Origin of the sequence: Halomonas sp. C22 (assembly GCF_007655045.1) — a bacterium.
Taxonomy (GTDB): domain Bacteria; phylum Pseudomonadota; class Gammaproteobacteria; order Pseudomonadales; family Halomonadaceae; genus Vreelandella; species Vreelandella hamiltonii.
This window is the reverse complement of the sequence record NZ_VBVC01000001.1, coordinates 348,241-365,965: the sequence shown is the minus strand read 5'-3', so window position 1 is coordinate 365,965 and position 17,725 is coordinate 348,241. Positions and strand designations below refer to the sequence as shown.

Genomic DNA, 17,725 nt, shown 5'->3' with positions numbered 1-17,725 from the left:
AAGCATGGCGTTGCTTGATTGATGAGAGCAGCCGCTGCCAACGGCCTGCTCTCGATGCCACCATGGGCGATGAAGATCATCTCAGCGATCAGAAATCGAGACGGTACCCCAGCGTCAATGTCCGCCCACGGCCAGCAAAATAGCGTTCGTCATTGACCAGCGCGCTTTGCGAGTAGTAGGTGACGTACTGTTCATCCAGCAGGTTGGATATCCCGACATTCACTCGCCCGACCGGCAGCTGGTAGCCCACGGCGGCATCCATCAGCAGGTAGCCATCGAACTCACGTTCGGGCTCGTCGAAGGTCATGTCGAAAGCATAGTTGGCTTGAACATAGGTCGAGAGCTGGTCGGTCCAGTTGGCCGACCAGCTTGCCACCAGGCGGTCCGGGGCCACATCGATGCCGGATAGCGAGGCATCCAGATTGCCGTCGTCGTTGCTGTCGTAGCGGCCACGCATGCGGGAATAGGAGAGCCGACCGGCGTGCTGATCCGTGAACTGGTAACCCACGGCGGCTTCTACCCCCTTGATCTCGGTTTCCTGGCGTGACATGAAGAAGGCACCGTCGCGCTCGTCCAGGCGGCTGCCAAAATCAGACGACGACACATAGTAGTTCAGCTCGGCAGCCAGCCGACCATCGTCGTAGCGAACACCGGTTTCGATATTGTCGGTGACGATAGGGCGCAGGTTCTCGATACTGTCGACCGACTGCCCCGGGGTTTGTATGCTGCGCAGCGCACGCCCCACGTCGGGCACGGTGAAACCTTCGGAGTAGTTGGCAAACAGGCTCCAGTGCTGCACGGGCTTCCACACGGCCCCCAGGTTGTAGAGCGTCTCATTGAAGCTGGGGGAGCCCCCTTCCACATCCACGCCATTGCGGGTGTAAAGCGTCTGGTAGTCGTCGATGTTCAGCTTGGCGTACTCGTAGCGCACCCCCGCCGAGAGCAGCAGCGACTCTGCCGGGCGCAACTCCGCCTGAAGGAATGGCGAGAGGTCGGTGTACTCTACCGGCGGCACATAAGTACGGTCGGTCTGGTAGAGGTACTGCTCGGTGTCATCGAACAGCGTATCGAAGCCCGCCGTGAGCGATAGGCGATCATCCAGCAGGTCTTCGCGGGTCAAGCTTACCTTGGTGCCCCATTTCGAGGTGTCGGCTATGGTCTGGTCGTAAAAAGTGCCGATGGGGGCATAGGCGGGGTCCTGGAACGTCGCCGAATTATCGGCTCCAAACAGCGCCTCATAATCCTGATAGAACACCTGGGCACTCAAGTGCATGCCTGCCAGGTCGTAATGGTCGTAGCTCAAGCCGGTGGTCCAGACCCGGTTATAGGGCGCTTTCCCCTCTGGCGTGCCGCGCTCGGAAGTGGTCACCACGCCATTGGCGCGATCTCCGGTGACACTCAGATAGTTATTATGCCCCTCGATGTTGTAGTGATTGAGAGTGAACTGGAGGCGCTGGTCATCATCGAACCAGTACGCCAACTTGCCAAGAATATCGAACGACCGCGCATCCATGAGATCGCCTTGGGTATTATCCACCCCCACCGCCTGGCCATTGCCATCCAGAAACAGCCCCTGGTCTTCCAGGCTGGCGGAAAACAGATAATCCACGTTTCCGCTGTTGCCACTGACGCCATAAGTGGTGCGATAGCTCAGGGTATCGCTATCCAGCTCCCGCGTGGGCGTCGTGACCTGGGCCTCTATGTGCTGGTTGAACGACCCCGGCTCTGGGCGCTTGGTCACCAGGTTGATGACGCCCCCTTCCGCGCCAATCCCGTTGGTGGCGTTGGCCCCCTGGATCACTTCGATCTGTTCCACCATGGAAAAATCGATGGTGTGGGCCTCGCGCCCAGTGGGGCGCAGCGGATTGGACTGAGGAATACCATCGATCAGGATCAAGGGCCTGCGGCCACGCAGCGTCTCACCACTACCACTCATCTTTTGCCGGCTGGGTGAGTAGGAAGGCAGCAGATTACTGAGAATTTGCGAGGAGTCGCTGGTCAGCTGCAGCTGCTGCTGGATCTCTTGCTCGCTGATGATGCGCACGGTCTGCGGCGAGTCCTCCTTGGTGGTATTGGTTCTCGACGCCGTGACCACCACGGTGGGCTCCGTATTGTTGCGATTGCTTGGCGGCTCTACCTCGATGCTCTCCTGAGCATGGGCCTGACTGGCCGACACCAGACCGGCCAACGTGACGGTCGGCCAAAATACCTGACGCTTCATCGTACGCATGTTCTTTTTATCCCCCTGCGGATCAGTGTGACGTGAACTTCCTTCGCTGCAAACGCAACTCATAACTAAATGATAATGATTGTATTATGCATATAAGATAAGAAAGATCTAGGCTTGGGGAACGAACCGTTCGATATAATGAAATGACTGAGGGGTATGTCGCTTTGCCTTGGGCGCTCGGTGCCGGGCATCACCATTGAAAATGAGAATGTTTTGAATTAGGGTGCTGAGCTTCGTATTTTCTTGTGAGTTCGCCCATGTCCGCCACGAGCCCTCCCCCTCCTCGCTTGAAAGGCGATGCCCTGCAGGCAGGCTATGAATCGCGACGAGTGCTGGATGGGGTCGACATTGCCGTGGCCGAGGGCAAGCTGACGGTACTGCTGGGCCCTAATGGCAGCGGCAAATCCACCTTGCTCAAAACCCTTGCCCGCACGCTGACCCCGCAGGCAGGGCACGTCTATCTGGATGGCAAGGATATACACCGCAGCAGCACCCGAGAGGTGGCTCAGCGGTTGGGCATTCTGCCCCAGGGGCCAGTGGCGCCAGAGGGATTGAGCGTGCGGCAGTTGGTGAGCATGGGGCGGTTCCCCCATCAGCGGTTATGGCACAAGGATGCCGAGCGCGACGCCACCGCCATCCGTGAGGCCATGGCCTATGCCAATGTGACGGAGTTCGCCAACCGCAGCGTGGACGCGCTTTCTGGCGGCCAGCGCCAGCGCTGCTGGATCGCCATGGTGCTGGCGCAGCAGACCGACCTGATTCTCCTGGACGAGCCCACCACCTTTCTCGATTTGAAAGTACAGGTCGATTTGCTGGCGCTGCTTTCTCGCCTGGCTCACGATCATGGCCGTACGCTGCTGCTGGTACTGCATGACCTGAACCTGGCCGCCGCCTACGCCGATCAACTGGTCATGATGCGCGAAGGCGCCATCGTGACGCGCGGTTCGCCCAACGACGTCTTTACCGCCGACAATCTCAAACGGGTCTTTGATCTGGATGCCCATGTGCTGCACGACCCCGCCAGCGGCAGCCCCGTCTGCGTGCCTTTCAAGCGAGCCATGGCCTCATGAAACACACCTTCTGCGCCGACCTGAGCCGCCAGCAGAACGACCCTCTGGCCGGGAGTGCAGCCCACCTGGAACACAACCTGCTGATCAGCTGGCCCCGAGCAAAATGGCTTCGCACCCTGCGACATGCCAGCGACATGAGCGAACCACTGAAACACACGCTGGACCGCATTGCCGCCAGCGGGCGCAGAATCAACCTGATTCATCGGCATCATCAGGATCACCATCAGCATCGGGTATTTCTGATGCCGGAAAGGCGCCACTTCAGCGTGGCCCGCGAGCACCTGGAGACTTTCCTGCACGCCTGGCAGCACGACCTTCCACTGGAACAATGGGAGCAGCCACCCCCTGAGCACGACCTGATTCTCTGCTGCACCCACGGCAAAAAGGATAAATGCTGCGCCAAATACGGCTACCAAACCTACAAGGCACTGGCCAAGACGGTGGCTGATGAGCAGCTTCCCTTCGACGTTTGGGAAAGCAGCCACCTGGGCGGCTGCCGATTGGCGGCCAGCCTCCTGCTACTTTCTCCCGTGCGCAAGTACGGGCGCATCACCCCTGCAGAAGTGGCTGCGTTCCTGCACAGCGAGGCGCGCCAACAGCGCTATTTACCCGGCTATCGTGGCGACTCCCAACTGTCACCCGCTCAGCAGGCCAGCCAACTGGCCGCCCTGCACCATTTGAGTGATGCACAAGAACAACCCCACCTGACCCTGCTGAACGACGAAGGCGACGAGCAGCAGCGCCGGATTCAATGGCAATGGCAGCGCCCTGATGGCCAGGGCCAGCTGACCGTCTATTGCCAAGCCACGACGATCCAGCGTGTGGATAGCTGCGCCGACCTGGATCAGGGGCCAACAGAAAGCGTCGTGTGGCGGGCGTATGCTGTCAACGCCGACTGACCCGCCACCCTGCCGCCGTTACCAGCGGTAGCTTGCACTGCCTCTGCCAGGCACCGGCATAGCCCACCATATCCAGCACTCGATGGCGCCATTTCGATATACGTGACCTCGGGTTGCCCGCCGCATCGTCACTTCCGGGTTTTCTAATTGAAGCCACCCGATACGCCGGATAGAATGAATTACCAAATAAAACTTCATGATTGGGTAGATGGCCCGATACCGGAGCCCTCACACCATGGCCAAATTCATCCCCACGCTCACCACCATTCCCCGCATGACCGCTGGCGAGCGACGTGTCGCGCAACGCCTCGATAGCCTGCTGGAAGACGACTACATCGTCTGGTACGACATACCGCTGGGGCAAAAGCGCCGCTACCCAGATTTCATCGTTCTGCACCCTGCCCGAGGGCTGCTATTTCTCGAAGTAAAAGATTGGAAGATCGAAACGCTCCGCTCGATCACCCCCGACAGCGTCGAGATCGATACGCCTCAAGGGCGCAAGACCGTCAGTAACCCGCTGGCTCAGGCCCGCCAATGCGCCTTTTCCGCCATCAACCAGCTACAGCGAGACCCGCAGCTCACGCAACGCGACGAGCGTTACCGGGGAAAACTCTGCTTTCCTTATGGCTTTGGGGTGGTCTTTCCCAACATCACTCGGCTGCAGTGGAATAACGCGATTGCCGAAGCCGACCAGGAGCTAGTGCTGCCGGGCCACCTGGTCATCTGCAAGGACGAGATGGCCCCCTCCACCGACCCGGAGGCATTTCAGGAACGCCTCTGGAACATGTTCAACTATCGGTTTGGCGAAAAACTGAGCCTTCCTCAGCTCGACAGGATTCGCTGGCAGCTCTTCCCGGAAGTGCGTATCGACGCCCCCACCGGGGACCTGTTCGCTGACGAGGAAGGCAGCGAGACGCCCTCGACCGAGGTCGTGCCCGATATCGTTCGCGTCATGGATTTACACCAGGAACAGTTGGCGCGCAGCATGGGTGACGGCCACCGCGTGATCCACGGCGTGGCAGGCTCCGGCAAGACCCTGATTCTTGGCTACCGCTGCCTGCACCTGGCCCAGGCAACGACCAAGCCGATTCTGGTGCTGTGCTTCAACATCACCCTGGCCGCCAGGCTCCGCTGCTTCATTGCCGAGAAAGGAATTGCCGATAAGGTGCAGGTTCACCACTTCCATGAATGGTGTGGCCTACAGCTCAAGACCTACCACGTGAGCCTGCTGCCAGGTAGCCGCCCTGCTTACGAGCGCCAGGTCGAGAGCGTCATGGACGCCGTGGATCGAGAGCAGATCCCCCGCGCGCAGTACGCCGCCGTGATGATCGACGAAGGCCATGATTTCGAGCGGGAGTGGCTCAAGCTGGTCGTTCAGATGATCGACCCGGACACCAATTCGCTACTGCTGCTCTACGACGATGCGCAGTCCATCTACCGCAAAGGCTCGCTGTCATTCCCGCTGTCGGCGGCTGGCGTTCAGGCGCGCGGTCGCACCACCATTCTCAAACTCAATTACCGCAACACCCGGGAAATTCTCACCTTTGCTTACGACTTCGCGCGGGACTTCCTCGAAGCGCACGACACCGACGAAGACCATGTGCCGCTGATCGCACCGGAAGTAGCCGGGGTCAGCGGCCCACCCCCCGCGTTTCGCGACTTCGACAGCGACCAACAAGAGAGCCGCTATCTCGTGCACTGCATCAAGGCGTGGCAACAGCAAGGCAGCACGTTAAACAGCATGGCCGTGGTGTACACCAACAACGCCCAAGGGCTTCATTTCCACAAAGCCTTTCAAAAAGCGGGCATTCCCAGCCGCTGCTTACAGAACGCTGCCGACAAGCGCGCTTACAACCCTGACGCCAACGAAGTGGTGCTGTTGAGCCGCCAAAGCAGCAAAGGCCTCGAATTCGACACGGTGCTGCTCAGCGGGCTGGGCGCCCTCAGCAACGATGAAACACAACAAGCCCAGGAAGCCCGCCTACTCTATGTCGGCATGACCCGAGCCCGCCGCCGCCTGCTCGTGACCAGCAGCCAAGAGAACTGGTACACCAAGCGGTTGAAGGAACTGGCGACGGCTGGGTGAGGATGATGGGGGTGTGGCGCGTGTTGGGGCTCTTTTAGTCTTGCTCATTGTGGGCATGCTGAAATCGTTCAAGCGCGGTAAATAATGAAGATGAAGAAAAGGCATGAGTGAAGAAGCAAGGAAGGTGGTGGGCCCAGTAGGACTTGAACCTACGACCAAGGGATTATGAGTCCCCTGCTCTAACCAACTGAGCTATAGGCCCGAAAAGCGTGCATATCATAGCGAATGTGTGGGGGCACGGCTACCCCTTGGGGCGCTATCTTGTGGTGGGGCGGCACTTTTTCGGGCAGGCTGCGATACCGGACGTGATGCGGTTGCCTGCGGGCCTTCGGGCACTAATCGGCGCGGCCGGGGTCTGCTGATGACCGCTTCTATGGAGACACGCTGTGAAAGCCTTGATTGCTCTTTTTCCGCTGCTGCTAGCGCTGCCCGTTCAGGCCGACTGGCAGTTGGACCCTGCCCAATCGCAGGTGCGGGCGTCCATTACCCAGTTGGACGGTAGCGCGCCGCAAACTCATCATCATCACGTGAGCAATTTGCAGGGCGATATCTCCCCCGATGGCACGCTGCGCCTGCCGCTCCGGCTGAGCCAGACCGACGTGTTGCAACGTTTGGGTGACCTGCCGCCGTGGGTGGGCCTGCTGACCAATACGCCGCTGGTGACGCTGGTGGCGCAGATGCCACCCGAGCGCCTGGACCGCCTGGACATGGGCGAGGAGCTGGTGGAAACCCTGACTTTTCGAGTCCAAACCGACCGGCTGACCCAGGAGGAAGCGGTGCCGCTGCGCTTTACCCGCGTCGGGCTGAACGAAGTGCGTGTCACCCATGCCGAACCGATGGCGCTGGATGGCAATGCCCTGATGGCCAACAGCACGCTGCGCACGGTGCTTTCCCTGCTGGGCTATCAGCAGATCGATGAGCATGTGCCGGTGACCCTGAACGCGCTGTTGGTGAACCGCTAAACGCCAAGCGCCGCCCATGGGGCGGCGCTTGAGTACGTGGCACGTGAAGGCCTAACGGCCCAGCACTTCCACATCGCCCGCCTGGGCGGCTCCGGTTTGTACCCGCCACTGGGCGGCGTAGTGGCCATCGGCCTGTAGCAGGCTGGCATGGCTGCCGCGCTCCGCTACCTGGCCTTTCTCGATCACGACGATTTCATCGGCATGCACGATGGTCGACAGCCGGTGGGCAATCATGATCACCGTACGCCCGTGGGCAATGCGCTTCAGCGAGCGCTGGATCGCCGCTTCGGTTTCGTTGTCCACGGCGCTGGTGGCTTCGTCCAGCACCAGAATGGGCGGGTTCTTGAGCAGCGCCCGGGCCAGGGAAAGGCGCTGGCGTTGGCCGCCGGAAAGGCGCACGCCCCGCTCCCCCACCGGGGTGTCCAGCCCCTGGGGCAGCGTCTCGATAAAGCTCCAGGCTTCTGCGGTTTTGGCAGCTTCGATGATGGCGGCTTCGTCGGCATCGGGCATGCCGTAGGCGATGTTGTCGCGAATACTGCCCTCGAACAGGTACACGTCCTGGCTGACCAGGCCGATAGCCTGCCGCAGCGAATGCATGCTGACCTCGGTAATGGGCTGGCCATCGACCAGCACGCGGCCACTGGCTGGGTCGTAGAAGCGCAGCAGCAGCTTGATCAACGTCGACTTACCCGACCCCGTGGCCCCCACCAGGGCCAGCGTGGTGCCCGCCGGAACGTGCAGGTCTACCCCGTTCACGCCTACCTGGCTGGCTTCGTACTGGAAGCTCACCGCTTCGAAACGTACCTCGCCTTTCACCGGTGCGGCCAATGCCTGGGGGCTGTCGTCTTTCACCGTAATGGGGACTTCCAGCAAGTCCAGGATACGCTTGGTGCTGGCCATGGCGCGCTCGAACAGGTCGATGACCTGGGCCAGCCCGGTCAGTGGCCAGAGCAGGCGCTGGGTCAGGAACACCAGCACGCCGTAGGCGCCTACGTTGAGGCTGCCGTTGAGCGCCATCATGCCGCCCACGGTGAAGGTGGCCAAAAAGCCCGCCAGAATGGCCATGCGGATGACCGGAATAAACGCCGAACTGACCCTGATCGCCTGACGGTTGGCATCTACATAGGCTTCACTGGCGCTGCGCAGGCGTTCGGCCTCACGGGCTTCACTGGTGAAGCTCTTGATGGTGGCAATGCCGCTCAGGTTGTTGGAGAGCCGGCTGGAAAGGTCGCCCACTTTCTCACGCACCTCGCTGTAGAGCGGCCCCGCCTTGCGCTGGAAGAAGAACGCTCCCCAGATGATCAGCGGGATGGGCGTGAAGGCCAGCAGCGCAATCAGCGGGGAAAGCACGAAGAACACGGCCCCCACCGCCACCACGGTCACTCCTACCTGAATCAGCGCGTTGGCGCCGCCGTCCAGGAAGCGCTCCAGCTGGTTGACGTCATCGTTCATGGTGGCCACCAGTTGGCCTGAACTCTTCGATTCGAAAAACGCCATGTCGAGTCGCTGGGCGTGCTCATAGGCATCCTGGCGCAGGTCGGCCTGGAGCCGCTGGGCCAGGTTGCGCCACAGCACCTGGTACAGGTACTCGAATAGCGACTCCCCCGCCCAGATAAAGAAGGTCAGCACCGCGAGGATGGCGATCTGCTCGTGCGGGGTTTCGAACCCCAGGCGGGCCACGAAGCTGTTCTCCTGGTTGACCACCACATCGATGGCGACACCGATGAGAATTTCCGGGGCAATATCGAACAGCTTGTTGATGATGGAGCAGATCGTGGCAGCGGTAATCCGCCGACGATACCCCTTGGCGTAGCGCAGCAGCCTGACCAACGCCTGAAAACTTTGGTTGGCAGAACTGGCGGAAGAACTGGGCGTTGAAGCGGCCACGAGGGTTCCTTTTAGCGTGTTGTCATGTATTTTTTGGCCTGGAACCCCTGCACGGGGCTCCGCTCATTCAGAACGTTCGGCGCGGCGCACGTTGGCGAGCAGCGGGCTGCCGGTATCCGGGTCCAGCAACAGCGTGCATTCTACCTGATAGAGCGCCCGCACCAAGGCTGGCGTCACCACATCGGCTGGCGCCCCCTGGTCGACGATCTGGCCATCGCGCATGGCAATCAGGTGGTCGGCGTAGCGGCAGGCGCTGGCAAGGTCGTGCAGCACCATCACCACGGTGCGGCCATGGCAGGCCAGCGTGCGCACCAGCTCGAAGACTTCGATCTGGTGGCCCAGGTCTAACGCTGAGGTGGGCTCATCCAGCAGCAGCAGCGGCGTTTGCTGGGCAATGGTCATGGCGATCCAGGCACGCTGGCGCTGCCCGCCCGAGAGAGCTTCCAGCGGGCGGTCGGCCAGCGCTTCCAGGCCTGCGGCGGTCAGCGCGTGCTGCACGACCTGCTGGTCTTCCGCCGACCATTGGCGTAGCCACCCCTGGTGGGGCTGGCGGCCAAAGCGAATCAGCTCGGTGACGGTGAGCCCTTCGGGGGCCAAGGCCTCCTGGGGCAGCAGCGCCAGTTGGGTGGCGAGCTGGCGCGTGGGCAGGCGCTGAATGTCATGGCCATCGAGCAGTACGGCGCCGCCGTCGGGCTTATGCAGCCGGGCAAGCCCCGAGAGCAGCGTGGATTTACCACAGCCGTTGGGGCCAACGATGGCCGTTACCTTGCCGCTGGGCAGCTCGACGCCCAGCTCCTTGATCACTTGGCGTTGGCCATAACTCATGCTGAGCGCGTCGGTGGCCAGGGTGGGTAAACCGGGGGCAGTGCTCATGGGCGACTCCGTTGCGGGCGCATTAAAATCCATAATAACCAGGGGCCACCTACCACGGCCGTGACGATGCCCACCGGAATCTCGATGGGCGCAAACAGGGTTCGCCCGGCCAGGTCGGCCAGCACCATCACCAGCGCCCCGGCCAGGGTGGCGGCCATAATCGGCACGTGGCGAGCGCTGGAGAGTGAGCGAGCGATTTCAGGCCCAATCAGCGCCACCATGCCCACCGGCCCCGCCACGGCAACAGCGAAGGCGGTCAACACCACCGAGAGCATCAGCACCTGAAAGCGGCGGGCGGTGACGCTGACCCCCAGGCCGCTGGCCGTGGCGTCCTTGAAGCGCAGCACGGTCAGGGAGCGGGCCAGCGCCATGGCCGCCACTAGGCCCAGCAGCAGCCCCACGCCCAACAGTTGAACGCTGCCGCTGGGCCGTGCATTGAGCGAGCCGACCGTCCACGGGTAAGCGGCGTTGGCGGTGTCGATGGCCACCCGCGCCAGCAGCAGTTGAGTAATGGCGCCAAACACGGCCCCTACCCCAATTCCGGCCACGATGAACCGATAGCCTTGGGTACCGCTACCCGCCGCCAGGCCGAACGTCAGCACGGCCGCCGTGGTGGCCCCGGCCAGCGCCATGGCAGGCGGGGCAATGCCCACCCCCAACCCCACCACCGAGGCCACGGCAAAGGCAGTGGCGCCGTTGTCGATCCCGATGATGCCCGGCGTGGCCAGGCGGTTGCGGGCCAGGGTCTGCATCAGCACCCCGGCCAGGGCGAAGGCGGCCCCGGTATAGCACGCTGCCAGCAGGCGCGGCAGGCGCAGCTCGCGGACCATGAAGGTGGCCATCATATCCCCCTGCCCGGCCAACGCCGCCAGCACCGCACGAGGGGCCAGCGCCACGTTGCCCAGGCTCAGATAGAGCAGGCTGGCGGCCATCAGCGCCAGCAGCAACCCCGCATTCACCGCCACGGCACGCTTCTCCAGCAACACATGGTAGCGTCCTGTTGTGCTCTGCAAACGCCAATAGCCCGCCGGGGTAGCAGCGGGCGTGGCCAAGGGGGCGGGGGTCGTCATCGGCCACATCGGCCTTGCACCCAACGTCGATTTTGCCGTCATTTTCATAGCGTCAGCGTCCAGGCAAGCAGCGGGCTTGCACAGCATGAATAGAGGGTCACAGCATGGGTAAACGGCGAGCGCGCACCACGGCAATCAGCACCGGTGCGCCACACAGCGCCGTGAGCACGCCCAGCGGCAGTTCGGAAGGCGCCACGATGACCCGGGAGATGATATCGGCGGTGAGTACGATCAACGGGCCTATCGGCAGGCAGAACCAGAGCGTGCGGCGAATGTCCGGCCCGGCAATGGCGCGGGCCACGAACGGCACCACCAGCCCGACGAAGGCAATCGGCCCGGCAATGGCCGTGGCCGCCCCCACCAGCAGCGCCACACAGCCAATCGCCAGCCAGCGAATCAGCCCGGGGCGATGCCCCAGGCCGCTGGCTGCCCGCTCGCCCAGCGCCAGCGCCGCCAGGGGGCGGGCGATGAGCGCGACCGTGGCCGCCGCCACTGCCAGGCTGGGGAGTACCGCCCACCAGTCCTCCAAACGGCGGCCCGCCAGGCTGCCCACGACCCAGAAGCGGATTTCATCGGCAGCGCGCTGATCGTAGAGCAGTAGCAGGGAACTGAGCGAGCCCAACAGCCCGGAAAATGCCGCCCCGGCCAGCACCAGCCGAACCGGGTCGTTGCCGACACCGCGAAAGCGCGCCACGCTGAGCACGCACAGGCAGCCGATCAGTGCGCCCAACTGGGCCACGGAGATACGCAGGGTGGCGGCGCTGGCCCCCAGCACTAGCGCCAGCGCCACGGCGAACGCCGCCCCGGCGCTGACCCCCAGCAGGCCTGGTTCAGCCAGCGGGTTGCGCGAGACGGCCTGCAGCAGTGCGCCCGCGACCCCCAGGGCAACCCCTACGGTCAGGCCAATCAGGGTGCGGGGGGCGCGCAGCTCCTGCACCACGAACAGCGCTTCGCTGTCGTCCACGCCTTGCAGCAGCCCCAATACGCGCGCAGGGCCCACCTGGCCCGCGCCAATCACAAGGCTAACGACACACACCGCCAGCAAGGCGGTGAGCAGTATCAGCATCCAGGTCGTTGCGGAGCAGCGCCGGGCGGCGCTGCTCCCTATAAAAGCAGCAAACATCACGGCAACAACGCGTTCTCGATGTCATCCAGGATGGCCTGGGCCGCCAGCGGGCCGTTGGCGCTGCTCCAGAGCTGGCCGTTGACCGGCACGACCCGGTCGTTTTCGACGACGTTCAAGCGTGTAAATGCCGGGCTCTGGCGGGCGGCATCCAGCGCGGCCTGGCCATCGGCGTTGAGGGTCGCCAGAAACAGCCAGTCACCGTCTACCTGAGACAGGTTTTCCAGGCTGAGCACGTCGCTGTGGGCGCTGTCTGGCTTGATCAGCCCGGCGTCCTGCAACTCCAGGCCCACGCTATCCAGCAGGCCCGTGGCAATCAGGTCCTTCGACATCACCATGGGGCCGCTGGGCATCCAACGGGCCAGCACGACCGTGCCGCCTACTCCAGCTTCAGCAATGGCACTGCTCAGCTCTGCGGCGCGCTGCTCCACGGCGGCAATGGCCTCGTCGATCTGCGCTTCGCGGTTGAGCGCCTGGCCATACAGGCGGGCTTCGGCTTCCCAGTTATCGGCCGCCAGCGGCTGGGTGTGAGGCACGATGGTAGGCGCAATACGCGACAGCAGCTGGTACTGGGCCTCGGGAAGCTGCGGTGCCGCCAGAATCAGATCAGGCTGCTGCGCCAGCACGGCTTCGATGTTGATCTCGCGCACGACGCCGACGATGGCCGGGCGCTCTTCGCCCAGGTAGGCTTCCACATACTCTGCCACATTGTCACCGCCCCGGGTGGTCACGGCGCCTACCGGCAGAATGCCTGCGGCCAGCGAGGCATCCAGCGCCCCCTCGTAAAGGGTGACCACACGCTCGGGGTGATCGTTGACCTCGACTTCGCCATAAGCGGTCTCCAGGGTGCGCGCCTGAGCAGCACCGGCGATCAGGCTACCGACCACCAACGCCACGACTGTTCTACCCGCTAAACCGATCACACCACGCCCGATCCCACTAGGCCCGATCCCTCTGCGCTGCAACGTACGGCCCATGAAAGCCTCTCCCGATTGAGTGTCGAAAAGATAGTAACGATTCTCAACAGCACTTGCACCCTTATTTACGCGAATGCGCCGTTGCATAACTTGCAACGCTTGAAGGCGACTCGGGGCCGTTTCGGTTCATGCAACGCACCGTTCGATGAAACAGCCTCGCGCATGGGAACTTTTCTTCTTAGAATCCCAACCTCTTTTGATAATCAGTTTCATTAGCAAATAAGTTTCATCTCAGGGGATCGCCATGCCACGCTTTACACGCTCTGCACTGGCCAGCGCCATTGCTGTCAGCATGACCGCCACAGCCGTCAACGCTCAGGAGACTGCCCAGCTCAACAACATGGTCGTGACAGCGGCCGGTTACGAGCAAACGCTCAACAACGCGCCCGCGAGCATTTCCGTGGTCACCCGTGAAGAGCTGGAGCAGAAGCAGTTTTCCAATATTGCCGAAGCCATTGCTGACGTACCGGGAGTGGATGTCCGCGCTGGCACGGGCAAGACCGGCGGGCTGAACGTTTCCATTCGTGGCATGCCCAGCAACTACACCCTGATCCTCATTGACGGCCGCCGCCAAAACGCCTCTGGCGATGTGACCCCGAACGGTTTTGGTGAGACCTCCACCAGCTTCATGCCCCCGCTTTCTGCCATCGAGCGTATCGAGGTGATTCGTGGGCCGATGTCCACGCTTTACGGCTCCGATGCCATGGGTGGCGTGATCAACATCATCACGCGCCGCGTTGGCCAGGATTGGGCAGGCTCGGTGTCGGTGGAAAACTCCTTCCAGCAGAATCGCGACGAAGGCAACAGCTCTGCCATCAACCTCTATGCCTCTGGCCCCTTGGTGGAAGACACCGTGGGCCTGCAGCTGCGCGGCCGCCTGTTTGACCGCGACAGCTCCGAGCGCATGATCGAGAACAGCTCAGGTCGCGACCCGCGCCCCTCGGAAGCGCGCATTTACTCCATTGGCGGGCGCATCAACGTCACGCCGGATGAAACGAACGAATTCTGGCTGGATGCCGAGCGCTCCCGCCAGACCTACGACAACAGCGACAGCCGCCTGGGCAACCTGGACACCCCCGCGCGGGTGTTTGGTTATGAAGACGAAATGCGCTTCAACCGCGATCAGGTCGCCATTGGCCATACCGGACGTTTCGAAGCGGGCACCTGGGAAAGCAGCATCAGCCATAGCGAAACCGAAACCCTGGGCCGCACCCTGCCAGCGGGCAATGCCCCCGACTACGGCTACGTGGCACAAGGCGGCGAACCCCGCCTGCTGGAAAACCGCGATATCGTGGTCGACAGCAAGTTCGTGGCCCCGGTGGGTGACCACATGGTGACCGTCGGCGGCCAGTACATCGACGCCCGCCTGGAAGACGGTACGGCAGGCAACGAGCGTTTCGAGCAGAACAGCTGGGCCGCGTTCGTGGAAGACGAGTGGCTGCTGCGCGATGATCTGGCGCTGACCCTGGGTGGCCGCTACGAAAACCACGACGCCTTTGGCGGGCACTTCAGCCCACGCGGCTACCTGATATGGAACACTACTCCCCACTGGACGCTGAAAGGTGGTATCAGCCAAGGCTACAAGACGCCCACGCTGAACCAGCTGCATGATGGCGTCAACGGATTCGGCGGCCAGGGGGCAACGGTCAATATCGGCACCCCGGACCTGGAGCCGGAAAAAAGCACCAACTATGAAATTGGCGCCATCTACGACGATCAGGAGCGTTTCTCTGCCGGGGCAACGCTGTTCTTCACCCAGTTCCGCGATCGTATCGCCGACGCAGACGATATTCCCAACTGCCAGTTCATCGACAGCAATGGCAATACGCCCTATGCAGGGCTGGCCAACTGCTTGAGCGTGGGCAACTTTACCCAGCAGGAGAGCTTCGGGCAGTTGACCAATATCGACCGTGCCGAGACCCGCGGCGTAGAGCTGAGCGCCAACTATCAGATTGCTCCGGACTGGCGTGTCAGCGGCGGCTATACCTTCACCGATTCCGAGATCACCTCCGGCGACAACGAAGGGATGATTCTGACCAACACGCCGAAGCACAAGCTGACTGCCGACCTCACCTGGCAGATCAACGACCGCTGGAGCACCACGCTGGAAGGCGAGTACTACTCTTCTCGCGAGCGCTTCTCGGCAGGCCTGCCCACGTCGGGTGAAACGCTCTCACTGTATCAGCAGCTGGGCAACAAGCTGGACGGGTATGAGCTGTTCAACCTGCGCAGCACCTACCGCTTCTCCGACAGCGTGCGGCTGACCGGCGCGGTCCAGAACCTGCTGGACAAGGACTTCACGGGCTACGACACCTTCGAGCACAACGGCGACACCTACGCGGCCTACCGCTACACCCAAACCGGCCGCTCCACTGACGGTGTTGCGCTGAACGGTCGCAGCTTCTGGTTGTCTGCTACTTACGAGTTCTGATCGTAGGTCGCCTACGACCCTTACTGTTTCAATGCTGAATTGATGCCCTGGCCTGGTGCCAGGGCTTTTTTTATCCGCAGCTGAGAAGACCTTCTCCATACTCCAAATACAAACACAAATATAAATTATTTTCATTCATCAAAATAAATGGCACACTATTCGCTCCATGACTCAGCTCGGTGGCCGTGCCATGTACGATTTCGATGAACTTGCCGCATTTGCCGATGTGATGTCGACGGGTAGCCTGACCCGCAGCGCCCAGAAGCTGGGGCTGGCCAAGTCCACCCTGAGCCGTCGCATCAGCCAACTGGAAGCCCGCCTGAATCAGCCGCTGCTGCGGCGCCAAGCCAATCGCTTGATCCCAACCGAAGCGGGGCTGCTGTTCCAGAGCTACTGTAACGAGCTGCTGGCCATGGCGGCCCATAGCCAGGAGGCGCTGGCCGAGCTGCGTGAGGAGATCAGCGGCAAGGTCACCCTGGAAGTGCATGGCGCCCTGGCCCGGGGCTGGATGGCGGGGGTCGTGGATGCCTTCCTGACGCGTTACCCCAAAGTGGAGCTGACCCTGCGCACACGCGAAACGCCGCCCAGCAAGATGCATAGCAACAGCGTGCATATCTGGTTGGGGGCCAATCATGAGTGCGGGCTCAATCAGGAGCGGCTGGGGTATCTTTCGCGGGGGCTGTATGCCAACCCAAGCTATCTGAAACAGGCAGGCCGCCCACAGCACCCCAGCGAACTTGGCGAGCACGCCTGGATCGACCTGCTGGATACGGCTTCCAACGGGCTGCTGCTGCACCATTCAGAGCATCCCGACTACCTGTTCGATGCGCCCCGTTCGCGGCTACGCGTCGACCTCACGGTACTGCACATCGATGCCATTGCTTATGGCCAGGGCATTGGCCTGCTGCCCCACTGGGTGGTGGCAAGGCGCGAAAAGCATCACCCGGGGGATCTGGTGCGCTGCCTGCCGGGCTGGGAGCCTGCGGCGCTGCCTGTCACCATGCTGTATGCCTACGGGCAACACTCCCGGCGGGTCAACGCCCTGCTGGAGTTTCTGCGCGAACAGGTTCCTGCCGAGTGGCAGACCACTCGCTCACGGGTCAATGCCTGACACCCACGTCACGTTGCTTGCCTGTACAGTGCGTTATTGCCGACAATAGAGCGCTGAACCCCGTCAAGGAACGTTGATGCTCGCCGAACTGTTCGCCGTCATGGCCCCTGTACTGGCAGGCGCCGGGCTTGGCTATGCCTGGGTACGCCTTGGCCACCCCTACCCCGTCGATTTCATTACGCGTCTGGTCTTCAACATCGGCACCCCGGCGCTGGTACTGGCATCGCTGTCGGGCGCCAATATCGATGCGGGCACCTTTGGCCATGTCATGCTGGCCACCGCGCTGGTCATCCTGACCATGGGGGCTGCCAGCTTTCTGGTGGCCAAGCTGCTGGGCCGCCACTGGCGCGTGGTCATCGCCCCCATGATGTATCCCAACACGGGCAACATGGGCCTGCCGGTGGTGCTGTATGCCTTTGGAAGCGCCGGGTTTGCCTACGGCATCACGGTGATGGTGACCGTCTCGCTGTTTCAGTTCACCCTGGGGGCAGCGTTGGATGCCAAGGGCAACCCGCTCAAGACGCTGGTCAAGACACCAACCGTGTATGCCATCGTCATCGCCATGGCGCTGCTGCTCACCGATACCCCTCTGCCTCCTTGGCTGGCCAATACCGTCGACCTGATGTCGGGCTTCACGGTACCGCTGATGCTGATTACTCTGGGGGTTTCGCTGGCCAGCATCCAGGTCAAGAGCCTGCGCTCCGGCGTGGGTTTCAGCCTCATCCGTATCCCGCTGGCCGCCGTGACGGCCTGGTTCATCGCCGCCTGGCTGGGGTTGCCGCCCTTGGCACAAAGCATCCTCGTGGTACAGATGTGCATGCCGGTGGCCGTGTTCAATTATCTGTTTGCCCAACGCGCCCAGCGCGAGCCCGCTTATGTGGCCAGCCTGGTCTTCTGCTCTACGCTGCTGGCACTGATTTACCTGCCACTGCTGCTGGCACTACTGATGTAGGGTGGGGAACCCCACCCCCATGTCGCAGTCACTGCTAGACTGAACCGACCCATC

General features: G+C 62.3%; 13 protein-coding genes and 1 tRNA gene. 7 read left to right on the top strand and 7 right to left on the bottom strand.

The features are described 5' to 3' along the window. Nucleotides 1-88: 88 nt before the first annotated feature. Nucleotides 89-2,230, bottom strand: a complete 2,142-nt coding sequence (locus FEU76_RS01725; RefSeq protein ID WP_260851324.1) for a TonB-dependent receptor — start codon at nucleotides 2,228-2,230, stop codon at nucleotides 89-91. A gap of 257 nt (nucleotides 2,231-2,487) precedes the next feature. Here FEU76_RS01725 and FEU76_RS01720 point away from each other — a divergent pair, with 257 nt between their 5' ends. The 3 genes from FEU76_RS01720 to FEU76_RS01710 all read left to right on the top strand — a co-directional run bounded on the left by FEU76_RS01720 (nucleotide 2,488) and on the right by FEU76_RS01710 (nucleotide 6,285). Next, nucleotides 2,488-3,300 (top strand): ABC transporter ATP-binding protein, encoded by an 813-nt coding sequence (locus FEU76_RS01720; RefSeq protein WP_144979839.1) that lies wholly within the window; start codon nucleotides 2,488-2,490, stop codon nucleotides 3,298-3,300. Then, the gene (locus tag FEU76_RS01715) at nucleotides 3,297-4,199 is read left to right on the top strand and encodes a sucrase ferredoxin (RefSeq protein WP_144979836.1); all 903 of its coding nucleotides are present in this window, start codon (nucleotides 3,297-3,299) and stop codon (nucleotides 4,197-4,199) included. The genes FEU76_RS01720 and FEU76_RS01715 overlap by 4 nt, the downstream gene beginning before the upstream one ends. 235 nt (nucleotides 4,200-4,434) lie before the next feature. Next, nucleotides 4,435-6,285: a nuclease-related domain-containing DEAD/DEAH box helicase gene (locus tag FEU76_RS01710; protein ID WP_144979833.1), complete on the top strand. Its 1,851-nt coding sequence runs from the start codon at nucleotides 4,435-4,437 to the stop codon at nucleotides 6,283-6,285. A 125-nt stretch (nucleotides 6,286-6,410) separates the two neighbouring features. Here FEU76_RS01710 and FEU76_RS01705 read toward each other — a convergent pair. After that, nucleotides 6,411-6,487 (bottom strand) — tRNA-Ile (locus FEU76_RS01705). Nucleotides 6,488-6,671: 184 nt separating this feature from the next. Between FEU76_RS01705 and FEU76_RS01700 the strand changes: the two genes are divergently transcribed. Next, the gene (locus FEU76_RS01700) at nucleotides 6,672-7,247 is read left to right on the top strand and encodes a hypothetical protein (protein ID WP_081136088.1); all 576 of its coding nucleotides are present in this window, start codon (nucleotides 6,672-6,674) and stop codon (nucleotides 7,245-7,247) included. A 51-nt stretch (nucleotides 7,248-7,298) separates the two neighbouring features. Here FEU76_RS01700 and FEU76_RS01695 read toward each other — a convergent pair whose 3' ends face one another. The 5 genes from FEU76_RS01695 to FEU76_RS01675 form a co-directional block, all read right to left on the bottom strand. Then, the gene (locus tag FEU76_RS01695; RefSeq protein WP_081192412.1) at nucleotides 7,299-9,134 is read right to left on the bottom strand and encodes an ABC transporter ATP-binding protein; all 1,836 of its coding nucleotides are present in this window, start codon (nucleotides 9,132-9,134) and stop codon (nucleotides 7,299-7,301) included. 63 nt (nucleotides 9,135-9,197) lie between these two features. Next, nucleotides 9,198-10,007 carry an ABC transporter ATP-binding protein gene (locus FEU76_RS01690; protein ID WP_144979830.1) on the bottom strand — a complete coding sequence of 270 codons (810 nt, stop codon included), beginning with the start codon at nucleotides 10,005-10,007 and terminating at the stop codon, nucleotides 9,198-9,200. Continuing rightward, nucleotides 10,004-11,086, bottom strand: a complete 1,083-nt coding sequence (locus tag FEU76_RS01685; RefSeq protein WP_144980287.1) for a FecCD family ABC transporter permease — start codon at nucleotides 11,084-11,086, stop codon at nucleotides 10,004-10,006. The genes FEU76_RS01690 and FEU76_RS01685 overlap by 4 nt, the downstream gene beginning before the upstream one ends. Nucleotides 11,087-11,174: 88 nt before the next feature. Beyond that, complete coding sequence (locus tag FEU76_RS01680) at nucleotides 11,175-12,143, bottom strand: FecCD family ABC transporter permease (protein ID WP_144979827.1); 969 nt, start codon at nucleotides 12,141-12,143, stop codon at nucleotides 11,175-11,177. Nucleotides 12,144-12,199: 56 nt separating this feature from the next. Further along, nucleotides 12,200-13,177, bottom strand: a complete 978-nt coding sequence (locus FEU76_RS01675; protein ID WP_144979824.1) for an ABC transporter substrate-binding protein — start codon at nucleotides 13,175-13,177, stop codon at nucleotides 12,200-12,202. A gap of 244 nt (nucleotides 13,178-13,421) precedes the next feature. Between FEU76_RS01675 and FEU76_RS01670 the strand changes: the two genes are divergently transcribed. From FEU76_RS01670 to FEU76_RS01660, 3 genes are all read left to right on the top strand, one after another. Next, complete coding sequence (locus FEU76_RS01670; RefSeq protein ID WP_144979821.1) at nucleotides 13,422-15,608, top strand: TonB-dependent receptor domain-containing protein; 2,187 nt, start codon at nucleotides 13,422-13,424, stop codon at nucleotides 15,606-15,608. A 190-nt stretch (nucleotides 15,609-15,798) separates the two neighbouring features. Then, nucleotides 15,799-16,719 carry a LysR family transcriptional regulator gene (locus tag FEU76_RS01665; protein WP_039176031.1) on the top strand — a complete coding sequence of 307 codons (921 nt, stop codon included), beginning with the start codon at nucleotides 15,799-15,801 and terminating at the stop codon, nucleotides 16,717-16,719. Nucleotides 16,720-16,795: 76 nt separating this feature from the next. After that, complete coding sequence (locus FEU76_RS01660; protein WP_039175659.1) at nucleotides 16,796-17,671, top strand: AEC family transporter; 876 nt, start codon at nucleotides 16,796-16,798, stop codon at nucleotides 17,669-17,671. Nucleotides 17,672-17,725: the final 54 nt, after the last annotated feature.

Coding starts and splice junctions, on each gene's coding strand:
- FEU76_RS01725 (WP_260851324.1), bottom strand. CDS start 2,230: ATGCGTACGATGAAGCGTCAGGTATTTTGGCCGACCGTCACGTTGGCC.
- FEU76_RS01720 (WP_144979839.1), top strand. CDS start 2,488: ATGTCCGCCACGAGCCCTCCCCCTCCTCGCTTGAAAGGCGATGCCCTG.
- FEU76_RS01715 (WP_144979836.1), top strand. CDS start 3,297: ATGAAACACACCTTCTGCGCCGACCTGAGCCGCCAGCAGAACGACCCT.
- FEU76_RS01710 (WP_144979833.1), top strand. CDS start 4,435: ATGGCCAAATTCATCCCCACGCTCACCACCATTCCCCGCATGACCGCT.
- FEU76_RS01690 (WP_144979830.1), bottom strand. CDS start 10,007: ATGAGCACTGCCCCCGGTTTACCCACCCTGGCCACCGACGCGCTCAGC.
- FEU76_RS01685 (WP_144980287.1), bottom strand. CDS start 11,086: ATGTGGCCGATGACGACCCCCGCCCCCTTGGCCACGCCCGCTGCTACC.
- FEU76_RS01680 (WP_144979827.1), bottom strand. CDS start 12,143: ATGCTGATACTGCTCACCGCCTTGCTGGCGGTGTGTGTCGTTAGCCTT.
- FEU76_RS01675 (WP_144979824.1), bottom strand. CDS start 13,177: ATGGGCCGTACGTTGCAGCGCAGAGGGATCGGGCCTAGTGGGATCGGG.
- FEU76_RS01670 (WP_144979821.1), top strand. CDS start 13,422: ATGCCACGCTTTACACGCTCTGCACTGGCCAGCGCCATTGCTGTCAGC.
- FEU76_RS01665 (WP_039176031.1), top strand. CDS start 15,799: ATGTACGATTTCGATGAACTTGCCGCATTTGCCGATGTGATGTCGACG.
- FEU76_RS01660 (WP_039175659.1), top strand. CDS start 16,796: ATGCTCGCCGAACTGTTCGCCGTCATGGCCCCTGTACTGGCAGGCGCC.